This window comes from uncultured Tateyamaria sp., assembly GCF_947503705.1.
Classification (GTDB): domain Bacteria; phylum Pseudomonadota; class Alphaproteobacteria; order Rhodobacterales; family Rhodobacteraceae; genus Tateyamaria.
Window position 1 is genome coordinate 159,556 of sequence record NZ_CANNES010000002.1, and the last position, 21,128, is coordinate 180,683.

General features: G+C 61.9%; 15 protein-coding genes. 9 read left to right on the plus strand and 6 right to left on the minus strand.

The annotated features are described in order from the left end of the window. Positions 1–36 precede the first annotated feature (36 nt). Complete coding sequence (hrpB, locus tag Q1A44_RS06905; protein ID WP_299621877.1) at positions 37–2,451, plus strand: ATP-dependent helicase HrpB; 2,415 nt, start codon at positions 37–39, stop codon at positions 2,449–2,451. Between the two features lie 143 nt (positions 2,452–2,594). Here hrpB and gndA read toward each other — a convergent pair whose 3' ends face one another. The 4 genes from gndA to Q1A44_RS06925 form a co-directional block, all read right to left on the minus strand. Next, a complete protein-coding gene (gndA, locus tag Q1A44_RS06910; RefSeq protein ID WP_299621880.1) occupies positions 2,595–3,998 on the minus strand; it encodes an NADP-dependent phosphogluconate dehydrogenase in 1,404 nt (467 codons plus the stop codon). Positions 3,999–4,055: 57 nt separating this feature from the next. Next, a complete protein-coding gene (locus Q1A44_RS06915) occupies positions 4,056–5,051 on the minus strand; it encodes a 2-dehydropantoate 2-reductase (protein ID WP_299621883.1) in 996 nt (331 codons plus the stop codon). After that, positions 5,044–5,949, minus strand: coding sequence for an ornithine carbamoyltransferase (gene argF, locus Q1A44_RS06920; protein WP_299621886.1), 906 nt, complete (start codon positions 5,947–5,949; stop codon positions 5,044–5,046). Before argF ends, Q1A44_RS06915 begins: the two co-directional genes overlap by 8 nt. Before the next feature lie 73 nt (positions 5,950–6,022). Then, on the minus strand, positions 6,023–7,195 hold the full coding sequence (locus Q1A44_RS06925; protein ID WP_299621888.1) for an aspartate aminotransferase family protein: 1,173 nt from the start codon (positions 7,193–7,195) through the stop codon (positions 6,023–6,025). A 264-nt stretch (positions 7,196–7,459) separates the two neighbouring features. On the opposite strand from Q1A44_RS06925, the gene Q1A44_RS06930 reads away from it, so the two are divergent. Next, a complete protein-coding gene (locus Q1A44_RS06930) occupies positions 7,460–8,365 on the plus strand; it encodes a DMT family transporter (RefSeq protein ID WP_299621891.1) in 906 nt (301 codons plus the stop codon). Between the two features lie 92 nt (positions 8,366–8,457). Continuing rightward, positions 8,458–9,033, plus strand: a complete 576-nt coding sequence (locus Q1A44_RS06935) for a GcrA family cell cycle regulator (protein ID WP_299621893.1) — start codon at positions 8,458–8,460, stop codon at positions 9,031–9,033. Between the two features lie 71 nt (positions 9,034–9,104). On the opposite strand, the gene cueR is transcribed toward Q1A44_RS06935, so the two are convergent. Then, positions 9,105–9,488, minus strand: a complete 384-nt coding sequence (gene cueR, locus Q1A44_RS06940; RefSeq protein ID WP_299621896.1) for a Cu(I)-responsive transcriptional regulator — start codon at positions 9,486–9,488, stop codon at positions 9,105–9,107. Then, entirely contained in the window at positions 9,485–11,869 is a 2,385-nt protein-coding gene (locus tag Q1A44_RS06945) for a copper-translocating P-type ATPase (protein WP_299621898.1), read from the minus strand. The genes cueR and Q1A44_RS06945 overlap by 4 nt, the downstream gene beginning before the upstream one ends. Before the next feature lie 146 nt (positions 11,870–12,015). On the opposite strand from Q1A44_RS06945, the gene Q1A44_RS06950 reads away from it, so the two are divergent. The 6 genes from Q1A44_RS06950 (at position 12,016) to mdoH (ending at position 21,092) form a co-directional block, all read left to right on the plus strand. Continuing rightward, positions 12,016–13,665 (plus strand): thiamine pyrophosphate-binding protein, encoded by a 1,650-nt coding sequence (locus Q1A44_RS06950; protein WP_299621901.1) that lies wholly within the window; start codon positions 12,016–12,018, stop codon positions 13,663–13,665. A gap of 27 nt (positions 13,666–13,692) precedes the next feature. Then, entirely contained in the window at positions 13,693–14,901 is a 1,209-nt protein-coding gene (locus Q1A44_RS06955) for a CoA transferase (RefSeq protein WP_299621903.1), read from the plus strand. A gap of 172 nt (positions 14,902–15,073) precedes the next feature. Further along, positions 15,074–16,420 carry a tetratricopeptide repeat protein gene (locus Q1A44_RS06960; protein ID WP_299621906.1) on the plus strand — a complete coding sequence of 449 codons (1,347 nt, stop codon included), beginning with the start codon at positions 15,074–15,076 and terminating at the stop codon, positions 16,418–16,420. Positions 16,421–16,465: 45 nt separating this feature from the next. After that, a complete protein-coding gene (locus Q1A44_RS06965; protein WP_299621909.1) occupies positions 16,466–17,704 on the plus strand; it encodes an OpgC family protein in 1,239 nt (412 codons plus the stop codon). Beyond that, a complete protein-coding gene (locus Q1A44_RS06970) occupies positions 17,704–19,227 on the plus strand; it encodes a glucan biosynthesis protein (protein WP_299621912.1) in 1,524 nt (507 codons plus the stop codon). Before Q1A44_RS06965 ends, Q1A44_RS06970 begins: the two co-directional genes overlap by 1 nt. Next, complete coding sequence (gene mdoH / locus Q1A44_RS06975; protein ID WP_366942594.1) at positions 19,212–21,092, plus strand: glucans biosynthesis glucosyltransferase MdoH; 1,881 nt, start codon at positions 19,212–19,214, stop codon at positions 21,090–21,092. Before Q1A44_RS06970 ends, mdoH begins: the two co-directional genes overlap by 16 nt. The last annotated feature ends 36 nt before the right edge of the window (positions 21,093–21,128 follow it).

Genomic DNA, 21,128 nt, shown 5'->3' on the forward strand with positions numbered 1-21,128 from the left:
TTGGCGCGCATCGCGGATTGGGTCATAAGGCGCGCCATGACGGCCCATATCCCCTTGCCCATCGACGCCATCCTGCCCGACCTGCTGGACCGCTTGCGCCATGCGGGCCGCGCGGTTTTACAGGCGCCGCCAGGGGCAGGCAAGACGACACGCGTGCCGCTGGCCTTGCTGGACGCGGGGATGATACAGGGCAAAATCCTGATGCTGGAACCGCGCCGTCTCGCCGCGCGGGCCGCCGCCGACCGTATGGCCGCAACCTTGGGTGAAAAGACCGGCCAAACCGTAGGCTACCGGATCAGAGGCGACAGTACCGTAGGCCCCTCAACCCGGATCGAGGTGGTGACCGAGGGCATCCTGACCCGCATGTTGCAAGACGCCCCCGATTTGCCCGGGGTCGGCGCTATCATCTTTGACGAGTTTCATGAACGGTCCCTGAACGCTGATCTGGGCTTGGCCCTTTGCCTTGAGGTGGCCGAGGCGCTGCGCGACGACCTGATGCTTTTGGCCATGTCCGCAACACTCGACGCGGGGCCCGTGGCTGAGGTGATGCAGGCCCCCATTCTGACCTCAGAAGGGCGCAGTTTTGAGGTTGAACCGCGCTGGCTGCCCAAGCCCCGCCCCAAAGAGCAGCGGTTTGAAACAGCGATGGCCGACTTAATCCTGCACGCTGTAAACGAGGCCGAAGGAAGCCTTCTTGCGTTTTTGCCCGGAGAGGGAGAGATCAGGCGCACGGCAACGCTCTTGGAAGGGAAGGTAGGCGGCGTACCTGTCTATCCCCTGTTTGGCGCGATGGATTTCAAAGCACAACGCGCTGCTGTGGCCCCCGGCGGGGAACGCAAGATCGTGTTGGCCACATCCATTGCCGAAACCTCACTGACCATCCCCGATATCCGCATCGTGGTCGATGGCGGCCGCGCGCGGCGCGCGCGGTTTGACCCGTCTTCCGGCATGTCGCGGCTGATCACCGAACGGGTGACGCGGGCCGAGGCCACACAACGGGCAGGCCGCGCGGGCCGTGTGGCATCAGGCGTGGCCTACAAGCTTTGGACACGGGGTGAGGATGGGGCACTCGCCGCCTTCCCCCCACCCGAGATCGAGGCAGGCGACCTCAGCGCCTTTGCGCTGGAACTGGCGATGTGGGGCGGAACCGAGGACAGCTTGCGCTTTGTCACGCCGCCACATCCCGGGCGATTGGCTGAGGCGCGCAGCGTGTTGCAGATGTTGGGGGCCTTGGATGGTGAAGGACGAATAACAGCCCACGGCAAGGCATTGGCTCGCCAGCCACTGCATCCCAGGCTTGGCCATATGCTGGTGACCGCGGGGGATCAAGCGGCGACGCTGGCGGCCCTTCTGGCGGAAAGGGACCCGATGCGCGACCAGGGCACCGACCTGACCCTGCGCCTACGCGCCATCGCTGATCCGAAGGCCTTCGAGGGGCGGTCCCATCGTGGGACAATCCAGCGGATCAGGGACGAAGCTCGCAGGCTTCGCAGAGGCCGCAAGGGCGCCAAGCTCAGCTCTGGTGCAATGGCGGCGCTGGCTTATCCGGATCGGATCGGGATGCGCCGCACGGGCGACGCGCCCCGCTATGTCCTGTCAGGCGGCAAAGGGGCAGTGATGCCCAGTGGCGACGCCCTGGCAGGCCAGCGGCTGATTGTGGCAACCGATCTGGATGGAGACCCGCGCGAGGCAAAGATCCGGCAAGCGGCCGTTCTGAGCCAGGAGGAATTGGAGGCGCTCTTTGGCGCGCAAATCGGTTGGAAGGATGTCTGCCAGTGGTCGCGGCGCGAAGGCCGCGTGCTGACACGGTCGCAACAGACATTCGGGGCGCTGGTTCTCGAAGATCGAGCCTGGAAGGACGCCCCCGAAAACGCCGTGGCCCAAGCGATGCTGGACGGCGTGCGGCAATTGGGCCTTCGGCCTACGCCCGCTGCATTGCGACTGATGAAGCGGGCCGCGTTGATGGATGATGGTTTCGCCGATCTGTCGGAAACCACCTTGATGGAGACTTTGGAGGAGTGGCTTTTGCCCCACCTCACGGGTGCGCGCACAACTGCGGACTGGAAAGCCTTCGATATACTGCCAGCCTTGCAAAGCCTCCTGGGTTGGGACCGGATGCAACAGCTGGACCGCGCGGTGCCCGGCCATTTTACGACACCGCTTGGGCGCAAAATCCCGATTGATTATGCCGAGGATGTGCCTGGGATCGCTGTGCGCCTCCAAGAGATGTTTGGCGTGACGCGCCACCCGGTGGTGGGCCGCAAACCCTTGCAGATCACCCTGTTGTCACCTGCGCGCAGACCAGTTCAGGTAACTTCTGACCTGCCCCGCTTTTGGGAAACGTCCTACGAGGATGTCCGCAAGGACATGCGTGGGCAGTATCCAAAACACCCTTGGCCTGACGACCCGACCCAAGCCGACCCAACCCTGCGTACCAAGCCACGACGCTAAGGCGGAGGACGCCTCCGCATTGCGGGGATCGGATCGCCGTAGCGCTGACAGGCTTCAGTTCGACGAAAGGGCGCGGATTGCCACCGTTATCGGCGGCTTTCACAGTGGCGCAAATCCCTTAAGGCGTACCTCTTGGTGCGCCATCACCCGTCCCAGGTGCCGTGGTGGGTGCCGTCCTGGTCAACCCGTGCAAACCCATGTGCCCCAAAGTAGTCGCGCAAGCCTTGGATCATGTCTGCCGTGCCGCGGGCCAGTGCCATGCTGTCATTCCAGGCGAGAGCCGCCGCCAATGCGGGCACGGGTTGGCCCGCCATAGCCGCCGCCGCAACCACGCGGCGCAGCCCGGGCAAGCAGTCGCCGAGACGGGCAACCATCTCAGGCGACAGGATCATGTGGCCGTGGGGGAGTTCGGCACGGAACGCATCTGCAAACACATCCAGCAACGCCGAGCGAATAATGCAGCCTGCGCGCCAGATCTCCGCAATGCGGGCCATGTCGAGGTTCCAGCCGAACTCGTCCGATGCCGCCGCCATCACTCGAAACCCTTGGGCATGGGCCAGAATGCGGCCCGCCAGCATGGCATCCGCCAAATCGGCCTCTGACGGCAATGCGACCTCTTGCTTGCCGATATCCAAAGCTTCCTGAGCCGCAACGCGCACCGCCTTTTCCGATGACCAGCCCCGCGCACCCACTGCCGCTTCGATTGTGGAGGCGGATTGACCCAATTTCAGAGCCTCGATCAAGGTCCAGCGACCGGTTCCCTTCTGGCCAGCCTGATCGAGAATGACCTCAATCATCGCCGCGCCCGTCGCAGCATCTTTGGCGCGTAGAACCGCAGCAGCACTCTCGATCAGGTAAGAGCTGAGCGGACCATCGCTCCAATCCGCGAACATCTTTCCAATCTGTGGGGCAGGCAGGCCTGCCAAATCGCGCTGAATGCCGTAGATCTCGGCAATCATCTGCATATCGGCATATTCGATCCCGTTATGAACCGTCTTGACGAAATGCCCGGCACCGTCCGGGCCCAGATGCGCCACGCAGGGGTCACCTTCGAATTTGGCAGAAATGGCTTCGGCCATCGGTCGGAACTGGGCCCATGAATAGGCTGTGCCCCCAACCATCATGGATGGCCCGTGACGCGCCCCTTCGGCTCCGCCGGAAACGCCCATACCGACAAAGTGGATGCCCGTGCCCTCAAGTCGTTTGGTCCGCGCGCGTGTTGCATTGAAATCCGCATTTCCCCCATCAATGATGGTGTCGCCATTGGTCAAGTAGGGAACGACGGTGTCGATCATGTCGTCCATCGGCGCACCCGACGGGATCATGAACAAGATCGTGCGCGGAGTTTTGATTGCCTGGACAAAATCGGGCAGTTCGGTGTGGCCGGTCAAGTCTCCGTCCAGGTCTTTGGCCTTGGAAACAAAGGTACCGATCCAATCGGCTTCGCGATTGGAAACCGCCACATCAAATCCGTTTTCAGCAAGGTTCAGGGCCAACGCACTGCCCATCGTTCCCAACCCGTAGACCCCAATATCCGCCTGTGTCATGTCCGCTCCTTGCCCGTGGTTGTCTTGACCATATGCGGTGGGCGGGTGCGTGCAAGCCTATTGCCGAATGTCGTCAACCCCAAGGCCAGGAGGGCCCTTGCCTGCCGCCTCCGCCGCCTTGATCAAGGCGTGCATGCGGGTGTTTAATGGAGCCTGTCGCCCGTTGCGTTCCGCGAGGGAGAGGATTTCACCTTGTAGGGCGTCGATCTCTGTCGGGCGGCCCCGGCTCAGGTCTTCCCACATGGATGATCGGGCCTGGGCGTCGATCGTCAGCATCTGGGCCGCGATAACGCGAAAGAGTGGCGTGGGCAGGCGCAGAATGTGGGGGATCAGGTGCGGTGGCGCCGCAGTTGTTTTGGCAGGGGTGATCCCGGCCGCTCGCAGAACGTGCAGCGCCTCGGCCATTTGGTCGGCGATCAGGCGGCGCCAGCGGCGTTCATGCAATTGATCCAGCAACGGCATGTCCGCCAGCGCGTTGATGGCATTGCCAAGGTTGATCAACAGCTTGCCCCATTGGACTGCGGCAATGTCCCGATGCGGCGTCCAGATCAGATGCGGATTGCCCAGGCTCGGTAACGGACCCGCCTCGACCAATATGTCGCCAGAACTGGCCCGATGAAAAGCGGCACCGGATTTGGCGACGACATTGAAGGGTACAACACTGGCCCGCACGTCCGCCTGCGGCAAGGCACGGCGCAAGGCATCCGCGTTGGCGACACCGTTTTGCAGGCTGATCACCTGCGCGTGGGGCGCAAAAGCCTGAATGTCAGTCGCAATCTGAGCCGTTGCGCCCGATTTGACCGCAACAAGAACCAGATCAGCCTCAGCCAAGGCCTCAGCCGGGTCATCTGTCATGGCAAGGGCAGTCAGATGCAGGTCAAGCCCGCTGTAGTCCGTCAGGGTCAGGCCATCGCGGGCCACCGCCTCAATGATACGCGAGCGTGCCAGAAACCGAACATCGTGGCCCGCCTGCACCAAAAGACCGCCTACGAAACAGCCGATGCTGCCCGCACCTGCCACGCAGATGCGGGGGCGACGGGCGGTGTCAGACACCCAGACACCACCGCATGATCGCCTTTTGCGCATGCAGCCGGTTTTCCGCCTCGTCAAAGATCACTGAATGTGGGCCGTCCATCACCTCGGACGTGGCCTCGTCATCGCGGTGGGCGGGTAGACAGTGCATGAATAGGCTGTCTTCCTTGGCCTTGCTCATCAGGGCGGCGTTTACCTGATAGCCGCGCAACTGGTTATGCCGCCGCTCGCGCGCGGACTGCGGATCGTGCATCGACACCCAGGTGTCGGCCACCACAAGGTCAGCACCTTCGACGGCAATGTCGGGATTGCGTTCGGTCGTATAAAGACCGTTCAGGGCCGGTTCTGGGTCAAGCGGTTCGGGGCCGGTAAAGACCAGATCAAAATCAAATTGCTTGGCCGCGTGGGCAAAGCTGGCAAAGACGTTGTTGCCATCGCCGCACCAAACCACCTTTTTGCCTTTGATCGGGCCGTTATGTTCTTCGAACGTCATAACATCAGCCATGATCTGGCAGGGATGCGTGCGGTCTGTCAGCCCATTGATCACAGGCACTGTGGCATATTCAGCCATCTCAAGCAGGGTCTGTTCCTCGAATGTGCGGATCATGATCAGATCAACATAGCGGCTGAGCACACGCGCAGTGTCGGCGATGGTTTCGCCATGACCCAGCTGCATGTCGCGACCAGAGAGCACCATCGTCTCGCCACCCATCTGGCGCACGCCCACGTCAAAGGAGACACGGGTGCGGGTCGAGGGCTTTTCAAAGATCAGTGCCACCATGTGCCCGGCCAGCGGCTGGTCGTCATCAGGCGTGCCTTTGGGGCGGCCCGCCCGGGCGTTTTTCATTTTATGCGCGTGATCAATGATTTGCCGCAGATCGGTTTGCGACGTGGTGTGAATGTCGAGGAAATGGGTCATGACGTTGTCTCGTTTTGAAGAGCGCCGGGGGCCAGCCCCCGGACCCCCGGGATTTTCTTGGAACAGAGAAGGATCAGGCCGCGAGCTGTGATGCGGCTTTGTCGAGGCGCGTGATGGCCTCGCTGATTTCGTCGTCCGTGATGGTGAGTGGAGGCAGAAGCCGGATCGTGTTGTCGGCGGCGGGCACCGTGATCACCTCATTGGCGTAGCCCGCATTGACCACATCAATATTCGTGGCCTTGCATTTGATCCCCATCATGAGGCCCGCGCCGCGCACTTTCTCAAAGACGTCCGGATGGGCGGCAACCAACCCTTCAAGCTTTTGGCGCAAAAGGCCCGCCTTGCGGTTCACTTCGGCTAGGAAATCCGGGTTGCTGACGATGTCCATGACCGCGCTACCCACGGCACAGCCCAGCGGATTGCCGCCATAGGTGGAGCCGTGTGTGCCCGCCGTCATGCCACTGGCCGCCTCTTCGGTGGCAAGCACAGCGCCAAGGGGGAAGCCGCCGCCGATGCCTTTGGCCACCATCATTATGTCGGGCTCGATCCCTGCCCATTCATGGGCGAAAAGCTTGCCGGTCCGACCCACACCGCATTGCACTTCGTCGAGGATCAGCAATATTCCTTTTTCATCACAGAGGTCCCGCAAGCCCTTCATGCATTGATCGGGCACCGGAATGATCCCACCCTCCCCCTGCACAGGTTCGATCATGATCGCCGCTATCTCTTCGGTGATCGCGGGCGCGAAGGCATCGTGATCGCCAAAAGTCAGGTGGGTAAAGCCGGGCAAGAGCGGACCGAACCCCTTGGTCATTTTCTCGGACCCGGCTGCGGCGATGCCTGCGGCGGAACGGCCATGAAAGCTGCCCGAGAAGGTGATGATGTCGACTTTTTCTGGATGCCCTTTGTCATACCAGTATTTGCGTGCCATCTTGACGGCCAACTCGCAGGCTTCGGTGCCCGAGTTCGTAAAAAACACCGTATCGGCAAAGGTCGCGTCGACCAGCTTGTCGGCCAAGGCCTGCTGTTGCGGGATATGATAAAGGTTGGACGTGTGCCAAAGCGCACCAGCCTGTTCGGTCAGCGCCTGCGTGAGGGCCGGATGGGCATGGCCCAGCGCGTTGACTGCAATCCCTGCGCCCAAATCCAGAAAACGTCGCCCATCCGCCTCGATCAACCAGGAGCCTTCACCTTTGACAAACGTCAGAGGAGCGCGCGAATAGGTGGGCAGAACGGAAGAGATCATCTGGATCATCCTTGCAAAGAGCCGGAAAGCAACATGCAAGCGTTGGTGCATGAGCCGGACGGCAGGGTCAACAATTTAGAGAGGTTATGTGCGCCATGCGCACGAGATCACGAACGGGGCAGCCTTAGCTACGCACGGCACGTCGTCGGAGATGTTTCATCGTGATCATGCCTGTCGCTTAGGACATATCGCGCGCGGGCGCCAGATATTTTTTGCGACGCTTTGGCCTTGCGTGCGGCGGATCAGAAGCGCAGGACTGCGCGCATGTATCTGGCCAAAGAGCACAACCCGGCCCTGGCCGCTTCCCTGATCGGGGTTGCGACAGCGTTCATTGCGGCCACAACCCTCTTTGCCAAGGCATTAGGGACGGATCAGTTTGGCCCGGCAATGCATCCGTTTCAAATTGTGTTTGGTCGGTTCTTTTTTGCTTTTCTCAGCTTTTCACTGGCCGTGGCGATCCTGCGCCCCGAACTGCAGCGCCCGCATCTGGGGCTGCACCTGGCGCGCACCATCGGGGGTTGGGCGGGGCTGGTTCTGATGTTTGCGTCCGTGGCATATATACCATTGGCTGACGCGACAGCGATTTCGTTCCTCAACCCGGTCTTTGGAATGATCTTTGCCATTCCTCTTTTGGGCGAGAAAGTGGGCAAATGGCGGTGGCTGGCCGCAGGAATTGCATTGGTCGGCGCAATCATCCTGCTCCGGCCCACGCCAGACAGTTTTCATCCGGCGGCATTGCTGGCCCTTGGGGCTGCCGTCATTCTGGGGTTTGAACTGAACATCATCAAATTCCTGACCCGGCGCGAGAGCCCCTTCTCGATCCTGTTTGTGAACAATGCCATCGGCGTGTGTATCGCTGGTGCTGCCGTGATCTGGGTCTGGCAGGCACCGACCTTGGCGCAATGGGGGCTGATGGCGGCCATTGGCTGCGCGATGGCGGTGGCCCAGACCTGTTTCGTCAATGCCATGGCGCGGGCGGATGCGAGTTTTGTGGCCCCGTTCAGCTATGGCACACTGATTTTTGCGGCACTTTACGACATCCTCTTTTACGATGTGATCCCCGACGCGGTGACGATCCTAGGGGCCACGATCATCATAGCCGGCGCCCTGTTGCTCGCCTGGCGCGAGGGACGACGGCAGCGCCCCTTGATAGACGAACATCCCTTGTAACTTCGGCTCGGGTGCCTAAAATAGGGCGCTGACCCTAGACCAGAACCAGAGCGGCCCCGCGAGAGGCCGCTTTTTAGCTCAGAAAGCCTCCCATGTCCTGGACAGACGACCGCGTAGAATTGTTGAAAAAGATGTGGGGCGAAGGCCAGTCGGCCAGCCAGATCGCCAAGGAACTTGGCGGCGTGACCCGCAATGCGGTCATCGGCAAGGTGCACCGTCTGGGCCTGTCCAACCGCGCAGGCAGCGGGGCAGCGGCCACCGCCAAGGCAGAGGCCAAGCCCAAAGCAGCTCCCAAGCCCGCCGCAGCAGCCAAACCCAAGGTGGAGCCCAAGACCGAGCCCGCCATCAAGCCGCAGGCACCCGAGACCAAATCGACCCTGCCCGCCCGCAAGCAGATCATTCCGGCAGGCCAGCCTTTGCCGCCGCAACCTTCGGCCAACGAGATCAGCCCCGAAGCCTTGGCCAAGGTCAATGAGGTCGAGAAAAAGGCGAAAAAGATCAGCCTGATGGAACTGACCGAGCGGACCTGCAAATGGCCGGTGGGCGACCCCGCGACCGAAGATTTCTGGTTCTGCGGCCTGCCGGTCCAACAGGGCAAGCCCTATTGCGATGCGCATGTGGGTGTGGCTTTCCAGCCCATGTCCTCACGCCGGGATCGCCGCCGTTGATCTGATTGCGGCTTTGCACCCTGCTGGCGCCTCCACCAAGACTTTCTGGGTAAAGAGAACAAGTCTGGGTGTTAGTCGGCAAGGCCCTGGAGGATCGGGCAATCGGGGCGGTCGTTTCCGGCGCAGGCGTCCACCAGTTCTGTGAGTGTCGCCTGCATGGCCGTGAGCGCTGCAATCTTGTCTTTGATTTCCTTGAGATGTGTTTTCGCGATGTGTCGCACGTCTGCACTTGCGCGGCCGCGGTCTGCCCACAGCGCCAAAAGCGAACGGCAGTCCTCGATTGAGAAGCCCAGAGCGCGGGCGCGTGCCAGAAACCGCAACCGATGCACGTCCTGGGCATCAAAGCTGCGATAGCCATTGGCGCTGCGCTTTGGCTGGATCAACCCGATCTCTTCGTAATAGCGGATCGTTTTGGCGGGCAGGTCAGTGGCCCGCCCCACTTCCGAGATGTTCATACCTGCCCCTTTGATTTCAGCCGCAAGGCATTGCTGACCACAAAGACCGACGACAGGGCCATGGCCAATGCCGCGAGCGCCGGCGACAACTGCGGCCCCCCAAAAGGTACCAACACCCCTGCTGCCACAGGGATCAGCAGCGTATTGTAGCCAAAGGCCCAGCTGAGGTTTTGCCAAATGTTGCGCAAAGTCGCCTGACTGATCGACAACGCCCGCAATACCGCACCGGGATCAGGCGACATCAGAACAACATCCGCCGCCTCAATCGCCACGTCGCTGGCCCCGTTGACCGCAAGCCCTACATCGGCTGCGGCCAGGGCGGGGGCGTCATTGATCCCATCACCGACAAAAGCGATGGGGCCATGGTCTTGACGCAGCCGATTGACCGCGTCCACCTTGCCATCCGGTCGTGTGTTTCCGATCACGATATCGATGCCAAGGGTTTTGCCAACATGATCCGCGGTGGCCTGCGCATCCCCCGAAATCATCGCGATCTTGCGCCCCGTTGCCGCGATGCTGGCCAGTGTTTCGGCAGCACCTTCGCGGATTGGATCACTGATTGCGCAGACACCCGCATGGGTTCCATCCACCGCCACATGGACAGCCGTGACGCCGGTCTTGGCCCAGCCCTGCGCCGTCGCAATCAAGTCTTCGGTCAGGGCAATACCGTTGCGGTCCAGAAAGGCGGCATTTCCAACGCAGACCACGCGGCCTTCGACTTGCGCCATCGCCCCTTCGCCCAGCGTAGCCTCGAACCCGTGCACATCCTCCGGCACAGTCTTTGCCGCAGCAGCAATTGCCCGTGCGATGGGATGCTCAGAGCGGCTTTCGACGCCAGCGGCCAGGCGCAACACGGTATCACGATCTTCCATACAGACCATGTCCGTCACCCGGGGGGCGCCTTCGGTCAGCGTTCCGGTCTTGTCAAAGGCGATCACGCGCGCATCCTGCAACCGCTGCAAAGCCGCCCCTTTGTGAAAGAGGACCCCCAGTTCCGCCGCGCGCCCTGTGCCGACCATGATCGACATGGGCGTGGCCAGGCCCATGGCGCAGGGGCAGGCGATAATCAGAACCGATACGGCTGCGACCACAGCCGGGCCAAGGCTGGTCAGTATCAGCCAGGCAAAAAAGGTAATCGAGGCGATCAGTAATACGACAGGCACGAACCAACCGGTGATTTTGTTCACCACCTCTTCGACCGGCAAGCGGGACGATTGCGCCTGTTCGGTGAGCACGGCAATTCGGGCAAGCACCGTGTCTCGCCCCACATGGGTTGCCCGGAACGTCAGTGTACCGGTCGAGGCAAGGGTGCCAGCGCTGACCGTGTCGCCCGGCGATTTCAGAACCGGCACCGGTTCGCCTGTCAGCATGGATTCGTCGATATGAGTTTGGCCCTCGGTCACAATCCCGTCCACAGCCACCCGACCCCCGGGCCTGATCCGCAGCAGATCACCAACAATAACCTGATCTACGGGAACCATGCGTGTGGCGGCCCCGTCCACCACCTCTGCCGTGTCGGGTCGCAAACCGATCAACCGGCGCACGGCATCACCGGTGCGCCCGCGCGCCCGCGCCTCCAGCCAACGACCCAGCAGGATGAGGGTCACAATGACGGCGGCCGCCTCGAAATATACGCCAGTTGGGGGTAAGAGGGCAGGTGCAAGAACCGCCACCGCGGAAATGCCAAAGGCCGCCCCCGCACCAAGCGCCACCAGCGCATCCATGTCGGGACGCGCCTTGAGCAATCCCGGGATGCCACGTTTAAAAAATCCCGCACCCGGACCGGCCAGCACTACAGCCGTCAACACTAGCTGGGCCATATGGCTTACCTGCATCCCGATATTGGCGGCGATCCAATGGTGCAAGGGCGGGTAAAGATGGCCGCCCATCTCGGCAACGAAGACTGGCAAGGTAAGCAATGCAGCCAAAGCAAAGCGCAGAAACAGCGACCAGTTCGGATCTTGAGCCGGAGCGTCCGGTGCGGCGGCCTGGGCCGGGTACCCTGCGAGGGTCAAGCCGTCGCGCACAGCATCCAGTGACCCAATCGTTTGAACCGAAATACTGTGGTCCGCCAGATTTGCGCGCACCGACACAGTGCCCGGCACTTCGCTGACCGCCGCCTCGATGCGGGCGATGCAAGAAGCGCACGACATCGTCGGCACATAAAACCGCCCCATGCGCATCTCAGCCGGGTATCCAACTGCATCAAGCGCCTGCATCACCGCGTCAGGGGCGACGCCCCCCACTTGCCCGCTGTGATTGGCCAGATTGACCCGCGCCGCTCGCGCCCCGGGGATAGCGGCAAGGGCGGCTTCGGCTCGGCCCACACAGGACGCGCAGTGCAGCCCCGAGATGCCGAAAGAGATCGTTGTGTCTGTCATGAGTTGCTACATAAGGGTTCCCGTGACGGGAAGGTCAAGAGCGCTGTAACACTGCGCCACGCAGGTGTGAGTTGTGAGTCTTGCTCACCCATGACAGGAAGGCGCGGTAAAATTGCCGCTTGGCCCCAGCTTGGAAAGATCGCGTGATGAAAGACCTGCCCCCCTCCCCGCCGCGCGCGGCTGATGTGCTGGCCGCCCGGCTTTATGATGCAGGCTGTCGGCTGGCCTTTGGCATGCCGGGGGGCGAGGTACTGACGCTTGTAGATGCACTGGAAAGGGCAGGCATCCGATTTGTCCTGTGCAAGCACGAGAATGCCGCCGCCTTCATGGCCGAAGGTGCCTGGCATCGCAGCGGTGCCCCGGGCATTCTGGTGGCCACCGTTGGCCCCGGTGCCTTGAATGGCGTGAACGCCGTGGCCAATGCGCATCAAGACCGCGTGCCGATGATCGTGTTGTCCGGCTGCGTCGATGCGGACGAGGCGCAAACCTATACCCACCAGGTGTTGGATCAGACACAGGTTTTTGCCCCCATTACCAAAGCGACCTTCACCCTGAACACCGGGGCCGCCCATGTGATCGCAGACAAGGCCGTGACCATCGCAACGGAAGGACGGCCCGGTCCTGTGCATATCGACGTGCCGATCACCGTGGCGGTCACACCGGTGGCCCCCGAAATTCCGGCCCGCCGCGCATCGGCCACGCCCGTGGTTCCTGCCCCTGCTGACCTCGCGGAGATGCGCGCCCTTCTGGCGCGGGCGGAACGGCCTATCCTGATCGTGGGTGTGGACGCTCTCAACCAAGGCTTTGACGCCCGGCGCACCGATATTGCAGATCAGTTGCGCGACTTTGTTGAGGCTTTCAACGTTCCTGTGATCACCACCTACAAAGCCAAGGGCCTTCTGCCCGAGGATCACGCGCTGGCCCTGGGTGGTGCGGGCCTGTCGCCCAAGGCGGACGGGATCCTGTTGCCCATGGTGCAACAGGCAGATCTGATCATCGGTTTGGGCTATGACCCGATCGAGATGCGGACAGGCTGGCGCGATTTCTATTTCCCCGGCATCCAGACAATGATCGACATCACGGCAGAGCCGAACCACCACTATATGCACCAGGCCACGATCAACGTGATCGGCGACTGCGGATCGACACTGGCGGCCCTGTCCGATGGGGTTGACCCCCGTGCAACATGGGCAGGTGGCGAAGTGGCGGAGGCCAAGGCAGCCCTTGCCGTGGCCTTTCCCAAGGATGACACGTGGGGACCCGCGGCCGTCATCGACGTTTGTCGCAGCACGCTGCCGCGCGAAACGCTTGCAACTGCCGACAGTGGCGCACACCGCATCCTGCTGAGCCAGATGTGGGAATGCTATACCCCGCGCGGCCTCATGCAGTCCTCGGCGCTGTGCACCATGGGCTGCGCCATTCCGCTGGCCATGGGCGCGCAAGTGGTTGAGCCCGACCTCACGGTGGTCAGTTTTTCCGGCGATGCGGGCTTCCTCATGGTGGCCGGCGAATTGTCGACGGCAGCGGAACTGGGCCTCAAGACAATCTTTGTCGTCTTTGTCGACGCCTCACTGGCCCTGATCGAGTTGAAACAGCGGCAGCGGCAGTTGAAGAATACCGGCGTCGAATTTGCCAAACATGACTTTGCCGCGATGGGCCGGGCATTTGGCGGCGTGGGCCACACCGTGACCTCTCGGGAAGAATTGACGAAGGCGCTCAGCGCGGCGCAAACGTCTGACACCTTCACCGTGATCGCAGCCGTGATCGAACGTGGTGCTTATGACGGGCGTATCTGACACAGCCCGCAGACTGATGAGAAACAGATGACCAACACGCCCATGGCCCTCGACGGGCTCTATGTTCTCGACCTCAGCCGCATCTTGGCAGGCCCGACCGCTACGCAGTTGCTGGGCGATATGGGGGCCACAGTGATCAAGTTGGAAAACCCCAAGACCGGCGGCGATGACACCCGGGGCTGGGGGCCGAATTATGCCATGGGCACGGACGGGACAAAAACCGACCTGTCCGCCTATTTCATGGCCGCGAACCGCAACAAGCAGTCCATTGCCGTAGACATATCGACACCTGAGGGGCAAGAAACCGTGCGCCAGTTGGCCGCCCGCGCCGATGTGGTAATCGAGAATTACAAACCGGACGGGCTGGTCAATTACGGGCTGGATCACGCGACCCTGCTCAAGGCACATCCGGGGCTTGTCTATTGCTCAATCTCTGGCTTTGGGCAAACGGGGCCGAACCGCGAACAGCCCGGTTATGACCTGATGGCCCAAGGGTACGGCGGGATAATGTCACTGACCGGTGCGCCTGATGGCCCACCGATGAAGGTGGGCGTAGGCATCGCGGACGTGATGTGCGGCATGTATGCCACCATCGGAATTCTGGCGGCCCTGCGGCACCGCGATGCGACAGGGCAAGGCCAGCATATCGACCTCAGCCTCGTGGACGCGCAAATGGCCTGGCTCATCAACGAAGGCTGCAATTTCCTGACCAGCGGGAAAGTGCCCGAACGGCGGGGCAATGCGCATCCCAACATCGTTCCTTACGATGCGTTTGCGGCCAGTGATGGGCATGTGTTGATCGCGGTTGGCAATGATAGCCAATTCGTGCGGTTTTGCGACGCAATTGGCGCGACTTCGTTGGGGACTGATCCGCGTTACACCACCAATCTGGACCGCATTCACAACCGGATCAGCCTGACGGAAGCTTTGACGCCGATCCTGAAAGCGCTGCCCAAGGAGGACATCCTCGCCCGGATGCGCGCAGCCAAAGTGCCCGGCGGCCCGATCCAGAATGTCGAAGAAGCGTTGACCTCGGATCAGGCGCGAGCGCGGGGCACGGTCGTGTCCGTTCCGCGTGACGATGTAGCAGACGGTCACGTCCAACTCTTGGCGAATCCACTGAAATTTTCGGCCACGCCTGTGCAATATCGCAGCGCGCCCCCCCGGTTCGGGCAGGACACCGATGCAGTTCTTGCAACATTGCGCACTGACGATGGGCGGGAAAATGACACATAGCCCAAGCGCTTTGGCTGATTTCCGCCAAAAACGGGCCGCCCTGCTCACAAACTGATCACGCAACACCGCGGATCGCTTCACGGTTGCGTGTGACGGCGCCGATATCAAAGTCATCCGGGCGCATATGCGGTACACCATTCACAACGCACGATGTTTACGAGGAACCGCAGCCATGATGCACGATATTTGCCACGCCCCGGTCAGCCTGGATGATCCCACCCTGTTGACCGAATGGAATGGTATGATCCAGGCCTTTCTGGCGCATGGCACGGCAACGCCAACCCATTTGGGGGCCGTGTTGGCAGGTGCACCGCACTTTGCGATGGGTTTTGCGGCCAAGGGTCTTTTTTCCCTGATGATGGGCCGCAAGGAGTTGTGGGATGTGGCCGTCGACGCGGGCAAGGATGCTGTCGCCGCACTGGCCGCATCAGGCGGCAGCACACGCGAGCGGCTTTGGGTGCGCGCCCTGGGGGAATGGCTGGATGGCCGCCCATCGGGTGCTATCGCGGCGATGGAGCGGATTCTGGCTGACCATCCTACCGACACGCTCTCTGCCAAGGTCAGCCACGCCATCCGCTTTATTCTGGGCGACGGCGTCGGTATGCGCGCTTCGATCGAAAACGTTCTGGCGGCCCACAAGGGCCACGATCTGGAAGGCTACGTGCTGGGCTGTCACGCCTTCACGCTGGAAGAAACGGGCGAGTATGACGCCGCCGAGGCGGCTGGTCTGCGCGGGCTAGAGCTGGCCGGTGACGACGCCTGGGGCCTGCACGCCGTGGCACACGTCTACGACATGACGGCGCGGCCCGCTAACGGGATTGCCCTGATCGAAAACAACTGTTCCGCCTGGGATCACTGCAACAACTTCCGCTATCACGTGTGGTGGCACAAGGCGCTCTTGCACATGGACCGGGGCGAATTGGACATCGTTCTGGGGCTCTATGACACACAAATTCGCGCCGACAAGACTGACGATTACCGCGACATTGCCAACGCCACATCCATCTTGATGCGGCTTGAGCTTGAAGGTGTGTCGGTCGGTAACCGATGGGCCGAATTGGCCGATTTCGCCCAAGGGCGCACGGATGACGGCTGCGTCGTCTTTGCCGATCTGCACTACATGCTTGCGCTGACAAATGCGGGCCGAACAGAGGCATGCAAAGCGATGAGCACCCGTTTTGCGATTGATGCGACGCAGCCAGGCGAGATGTCTGCCCGCGTGGCCGATCCCGGCAAAGCGGCGTTGCGCGGTCTTAATGCCTTTGCCGAAGGCCGTTATGGCGATGCCTTTGCCGACCTGACTGCAGCCCGCCCCACAATGCAGACCATCGGAGGCAGCCACGCCCAGCGAGACGTGTTTGAGCGGATGACCATCGACGCTGGCCTGCGTGCAGGCCACGTGGATGCTGTCGAAACGGTGATCGAAGACCGCATCGCCCGGCGCGCCGGGACCATCGACCGTTTTGCAGCCACACGTCTCGACAGCATCGCAGACGCGCGGCGTATCCCCGCGCAATAACACACGGCCCCTGACATAGACCAAAAAGCAGAATAAAGACCGGCCATGACCTTTGCCGATCCCACCCAAACCGCAGCGGCCCCCGCCGCAGCCGCCCCCGCAAACCCTGCGCGGGTGCGCGACATCCGTCTCGATTTCTTTCGGGGCGTTGCAATGTTCATCATCCTGATTGCCCACACGCCAGGCAATTTCCTGACCTCATGGATACCTGCGCGCTGGGGCTTTTCCGACGCGACAGAGATATTCGTGTTCTGCTCGGGCATGGCCAGCGCCATTGCCTTTGGCCGCGCGTTTGAAACGGCAGGCTGGCGTCTGGGCACGGCCCGCGTCACGTTCCGCATCTGGCAAGTCTACTGGGCGCATGTGGGCCTCTTCTTTGCCACGCTCGCCCTGATTTCCGTCCTGACGGAAACTGGCTTGGGCACGCGCAACTACGTGGGTCAACTCAACCTCTGGCGGTTCTACGCCGAGGTCGATACTGGCACTGTCACCGACCTGATCGTGCGGTTCATGACGCTGCGCTATGTGCCCAATTACTTTGACATTTTGCCCATGTATATGGTCGTTTTGGTGATGATGCCCGTGATCACGGCGTTGGCCCGTGTTCGCACCTGGCTGGTGTTTGCCTTCATGGGCATCACGTGGCTTTTTGGGCAAACGGCGCTGGTAGAAGCCTTGGGCCTGCCCCATCTGGAACTGCCCGCAGACCCCTCGTCCGACCGGACCTGGTTCTTTAACCCGTTTGGCTGGCAACTCATCTTTTTCACCGGCTTTGCGTTTATGCGCGGCTGGATTCCAAAACCACCGGTAAACGCCGTTCTGATCGGGATCGCGCTTTTTATCGTGCTGGCCAACGTGCCTCTATCCAATATCGGGGTACGCGAACTTGGCTTTGACTGGGCGCGCGACTGGCGGCGCGAGAACACGGCATGGATCAGCAAATCCGACTTTGGCATCCTGCGCTACGTCCACTTTCTGGCACTGGCCTACCTCATGTGGGTCCTGGCCGGAGACAAGGGCAACCGCATCCGCGCAGGGCAAAGTGCGTTGGGCCGTGCCTGGGGACGGCTGTTGCGGATCATCCTCAAGGTTGGCCAACAGTCACTGGCTGTCTTTGTGGTGTCGATGTTCACCGCGCGTCTGATGGGCTTTGCCATGGACGTGTTGGGCCGTAACACCGGCACAGTTTTGCTGGTCAACTTTGCGGGCGCTTGCGTCTTGGTTGCGACAGCCTATGTGGCGGGGTGGTTCAAATCCAACCCCTGGAAAAAGGTGACCAACTGATGCTGCGCCGTGAGTTTTTGACCGCCCTCGCCGCCCTGGCTGTAGCCCCGCGCATGGCATGGGCCGAAGAGCCAGGCTTGCAAGTCGGTGATGCGGTGCCCTTTGAGGCGTCGCAAGTGACCGATCTCGCCCGCGAGATGGCGGGCAAGGCGTATCAGCCTCGCCCCCTCATCCCAGAGGCGTGGCGCAATCTGACTTATGACCAGTATCGCAAGATCTGGTTCGACAGCCGCAATGCACTGTGGGAAGGGTCGGACACACCCCAGCGGGTCGATGTGTTTCCCCCGGGGCTCTACTTTCCCCAAGCGATCAAGACCTATGTGGTCGAGGATGGCACGGCCCGCCCACTGCAATTCGACATGGGCGTGTTTGACAGCACCGACAAGTTTCCCGATGTGCCTATCGACGACACATTGGGCTATTCCGGCCTGCGCCTGCGGGCCGAGCTGCGCCAGCCCAGCATTTTTGAGGAATACGCAGTTTTTCAGGGGGCCAGCTATTTCCGCGGCATCGGCACTGGCGATATCTATGGCTTGTCAGCCCGGGGCCTCGCGCTGAAAACCGGCGACCCAATGGGTGAGGAGTTTCCCGACTTCACCGCCTTCTGGTTGGAAACACCGGCGCCCGGCGCAGGCACCATCGTGTTGCACGCCCTGCTCGACAGTCCCAGTTGCACCGGCGCTTACAGGTTCGAGATCACTCACGGGCAGCCCCTCGTCATGCAAGTCGCGGCAGAGATTTTCGCGCGCAGCGACATGACCCATGTCGGTATCGCGCCGCTGACCTCCATGTTCCTCTTTGACGACATGGATCGGCAGCGCTTTGATGATTTCCGCCCTGCCGTTCACGACAATGATGGCCTGCTGATCCACAACGGGGCGGGCGAGGTGATCTGGCGGCCGTTGGCCAATCCCGTGACGCTCCAGATCAGTGCCTTTGGCGATATGGACCCGCGCGGCTTTGGCCTGATGCAGCGGGCACGTGACTTTGACGATTTCAACGATCTCGAAGCGCTCTACCATCGCCGCCCCGGTCTTTGGGTCACCCCGGGCGAGGGCTGGGGACGCGGCAGCGTGCATTTGGTGGAAATTCCTGCCGACCTTGAGATTTACGACAACATCGTCGCCTATTGGCGCCCCTCGGGCACCATCAAGGCGGGCACGTCGCACCGCATGACCTACACCCTGGAATGGGGCCAGGACCCGGCCCCGCATGACGGCATGCCTCTGCGTGTCTTGAACACCGCCGCCGGTGGTCGCCCCGAAGGCGGACGCATCTTTACCATCGACTTCGAGAACGGGCCAAACATGCCCGATGACCTGAGCCGCGTGGACCGGCTTGTGCGCTCCAGCGCGGGCGAAGTGACCGAAGGGATCATCCAGCGCAATCCCGACACAGGCGGGCCACGTCTGGCCTTTACCTTTATGGCGGGCGACGCCGATTGGGCCGAGTTTCGCGCGCAATTGCGTCTGGACGGCGCGCCGCTTAGCGAAGTGTGGCTCTACCGGTGGACCAGATCGTAACGCCCGCCCCCCTTCGCGCGGACATGCCGCCGCGCGCGCCGCTGGACATGCCAGCGCAGAACTTCGCGCGCGCGCCCAATGTGGCACTGCCCGCGATAGACCGACCTGATCCCATCTGGCGTTTGGCGGTCTTTTTGCCTGCCCTGATGGCCACCGGGCTTATGCTTTGGGGCCTGCACGGACTGTTCGCCACAAGCGGGATGACAGCCTTTGAATATGTGCTTTTGGTGCTGATCGGGGCGACTTTTGTCTGGGTGACTTTGGCGGTGTCCACGGCGGGCGTGGGCCTTGCCGGCCGACTTGATCCAGTCGCCGGGCCGCAGATGGCTGGCCCGTTGGACGTAGCCCTTTTGGTGCCAATCTATAACGAGGTGGCGTGGGACGTTTTTGGCAATGCCAGCGCGATGCTAAATGACCTGACCCACCAAAAGGGCGGGCACCGCTATACCTTGTTCGTGCTCAGCGACACCCGAGACGAGGGCATCGCAACGCAGGAATGGCAAGCCTTTGCGGCCCTCCAAGACAGCGCACCGGATGGTATCGCGGTGCATTACCGACGCCGCTCTGACAACGCCGACAAGAAGGTCGGCAACCTCGTCGACTGGATCACCGGTTGGGGTGCGGCCTATGAGGGCATGGTCGTGCTGGACGCCGATAGCCTGATGACCGGGCGCGCCATTGCGCGCCTGTCATCTGAACTGGCCGCCGACCCCCGCGCGGGACTGATCCAAAGCTTTCCACAACTGATCGGGGCCGACACGCTGTTTGCCCGGATGCAGCAGTTTTCCAATGTCGCTTACGGCTGGCTTTTGGCCGAAGGGCTGGCGCATTGGTCGCGAGACGAAGGCAACTATTGGGGCCACAACGCGATCATCCGCACCCGCGCCTTTGCTTCTGCCGCAGGGCTGCCGCATCTTCAGGGCCTCTTGGGCGGTGACGATTTGATCCTGAGCCATGATTTTGTCGAGGCGTCATTGCTGCGCCGTGCCGGCTGGCGCGTGCGGTTCCTGCCCCGGGTCTCGGGCAGCTTTGAGGAAACGCCCGGCACACTCATCGACTATGTGTTGCGCGACCGCCGCTGGTGCCGAGGCAACCTGCAACACCTGCGCCTGCTGACTACGCGGGGCCTGCACCCGGTCAGCCGCTTTCACCTGTTTCAGGGTGCGGCGGCGTACCTAATGTCCCCCGCCTGGTTTGTCCTGCTGGTATTCTGGACCCTTTTGGGCCGCGACGCGGACACCAACGTGATCACCTATTTCAACGAGGCGAATCCGCTATTTCCCAACTGGCCCCCGGCCATGACCCACATCGACAGCGCCATTTTCCTTGTTGTGATGTATGCGATGCTTCTCACGCCCAAGATCACGAGCGCCGCAATCATTGCCACCAATCGCAAGGCGGTGCGGCTTTATGGCGGCAGGCGGTCCTTTGGGGTGGCGGTGCTGTTTGAACTGGCCCTGTCTGTCGCCTATGCGCCCATCATGATGATCCAGCAAACCCGCGCCGTGCTGCGCAGTCTCTTGGGCCGCAGCGAGGGGTGGGTGCCCCAACAACGCAACGCCCAGGCCTATCCACTGCGGGTGATGCTGAAATTTCACTGGGTCGAGACGGTCATGGGCTTGTTGCTGGTGGTTGGGCTGGCTGCAGGGTTGGTGTCATGGTGGCTGTTGCCGATTATGATCAGCCTTGTTTTGGCCGTGCCCCTGTCAGCGCTGAGTTCGGTTAACCTGCGCACTCGTGCACCTGCCGCACTGCGCCTCGACAACCCGCTGACACTGCGCGAACCCGCCATCGTGGTCAGCGCACGGGCGGCCCGGGCAGACATGCGCGGGCAGATTGATACGCCCAACATCGCCGCCGAATAATCCGGACGGCAAAAGACCGGCGCTGTTTCCAGCGGC

Bases quoted from the DNA above. Each gene is read 5' to 3' on its own strand.
- Q1A44_RS06960 (WP_299621906.1), top strand. From the start codon at position 15,074: ATGATGCACGATATTTGCCACGCCCCGGTCAGCCTGGATGATCCCACC.
- Q1A44_RS06955 (WP_299621903.1), top strand. From the start codon at position 13,693: ATGACCAACACGCCCATGGCCCTCGACGGGCTCTATGTTCTCGACCTC.
- Q1A44_RS06950 (WP_299621901.1), top strand. From the start codon at position 12,016: ATGAAAGACCTGCCCCCCTCCCCGCCGCGCGCGGCTGATGTGCTGGCC.
- Q1A44_RS06935 (WP_299621893.1), top strand. From the start codon at position 8,458: ATGTCCTGGACAGACGACCGCGTAGAATTGTTGAAAAAGATGTGGGGC.
- Q1A44_RS06970 (WP_299621912.1), top strand. From the start codon at position 17,704: ATGCTGCGCCGTGAGTTTTTGACCGCCCTCGCCGCCCTGGCTGTAGCC.
- hrpB (WP_299621877.1), top strand. From the start codon at position 37: ATGACGGCCCATATCCCCTTGCCCATCGACGCCATCCTGCCCGACCTG.
- Q1A44_RS06925 (WP_299621888.1), bottom strand. From the start codon at position 7,195: ATGATCTCTTCCGTTCTGCCCACCTATTCGCGCGCTCCTCTGACGTTT.
- Q1A44_RS06945 (WP_299621898.1), bottom strand. From the start codon at position 11,869: ATGACAGACACAACGATCTCTTTCGGCATCTCGGGGCTGCACTGCGCG.
- cueR (WP_299621896.1), bottom strand. From the start codon at position 9,488: ATGAACATCTCGGAAGTGGGGCGGGCCACTGACCTGCCCGCCAAAACG.
- argF (WP_299621886.1), bottom strand. From the start codon at position 5,949: ATGACCCATTTCCTCGACATTCACACCACGTCGCAAACCGATCTGCGG.
- Q1A44_RS06930 (WP_299621891.1), top strand. From the start codon at position 7,460: ATGTATCTGGCCAAAGAGCACAACCCGGCCCTGGCCGCTTCCCTGATC.
- gndA (WP_299621880.1), bottom strand. From the start codon at position 3,998: ATGACACAGGCGGATATTGGGGTCTACGGGTTGGGAACGATGGGCAGT.
- Q1A44_RS06965 (WP_299621909.1), top strand. From the start codon at position 16,466: ATGACCTTTGCCGATCCCACCCAAACCGCAGCGGCCCCCGCCGCAGCC.